The sequence below is a fragment of the Halorhodospira neutriphila genome, from assembly GCF_016584055.1.
GTDB classification, from domain to species: domain Bacteria; phylum Pseudomonadota; class Gammaproteobacteria; order Nitrococcales; family Halorhodospiraceae; genus Halorhodospira; species Halorhodospira neutriphila.
On sequence record NZ_NRSH01000257.1, the window covers coordinates 1 to 1,073 of the forward strand.

At 74.4% G+C, this 1,073-nt stretch carries 1 protein-coding gene; it reads right to left on the reverse strand.

Features of this window, described 5'->3' with window-relative positions:
- On the reverse strand, window positions 1-1,073 hold a 1,073-nt coding region (locus CKO13_RS12310; RefSeq protein WP_200261438.1), incomplete at both ends, for an ABC-F family ATP-binding cassette domain-containing protein.

The following is a 1,073-nucleotide window of genomic DNA, read 5'->3' on the forward strand; positions in this document are numbered from 1 at the left end:
CCCTGCGCCGGGCGGGCCTCGCGGGCCGCGGCGCGGCGGCGCTCGGCCAGCCAGCGGCGGTAGTCCTCGAGATCGCCGTCGAACGCCCGCACGCCGCCGTCGGCGACCAGCCAGTAGGTGTCGACGGTGGCGCTGAGCAGGTGGCGGTCGTGGGAGACGACCACGACGGCGCCGCCGAAGCCCTGCAGGGCCACGGTCAGGGCGTGGCGCATCTCCAGGTCCAGGTGGTTCGTCGGCTCGTCGAGCAGCAGCAGGTTGGGCTGCTCCCAGACGATGAGCGCGAGCACGAGCCGCGCCTTCTCCCCGCCGGAGAGCGGGGCGATGGGCGAGGTGGCCAGCTCGCCGTGGAAGGCGAAGCCGCCGAGGAAGTCGCGCAGGCGCTGCGGGGCGGCCTCCGGGGCCTGGCGCTGCAGGTGCTCGAGGGGGCTGGCCTGGGGGTCGAGCTGCTCGAGCTGGTGCTGCGCGAAGTAGCCCACGCGCAGCCGCGCCGAGCGCGTGCTCCCGCCCTCGAGGAGGGTCTCGTCGCCGGCGAGGGTCCGGACGAGAGTGGACTTGCCGGCGCCGTTGGGGCCGAGCAGGCCGATGCGCTCGCCCGGCCGGAGGCTGCCGGTCACCCCGGTGAGGACCGGCGCGCCGTGATAGCCGAGGCTGGCGCGCTCCAGGGTCAGCAGCGGGTTCTCGCCGGCCGGGGCCTCGGGGAAGGCGAAGTGGAACGCCGAGTCCGCGTAGACCGGGGCGACCCGCTCCATGCGCTCGAGGGCCTTGATCCGGCTCTGCGCCGCGCGCGCCTTGCTCGCCTGGGCCCGGAAGCGGTCGATGAAGCGCTGCATGTGCGCGATCTCGCGCTGCTGCTTCTCGTAGAGGGCCTGCTGGCGCGCCAGGCGCTCGGCGCGCTGCTGCTCGAAGGCGGTGTAGCCGCCGCGGTAGCGGGTCAGCTGGCACTGCTCGATGTGGAGGATCTCGTCGGCGACCTGGTCCAGGAACTCGCGGTCGTGGGCGATGACGACGAGGGTGCCGGGGTGCTCGCGCAGGCGCTGCTCGAGCCAGAGCACGGTCTCCAGGTCGAGGTGGTT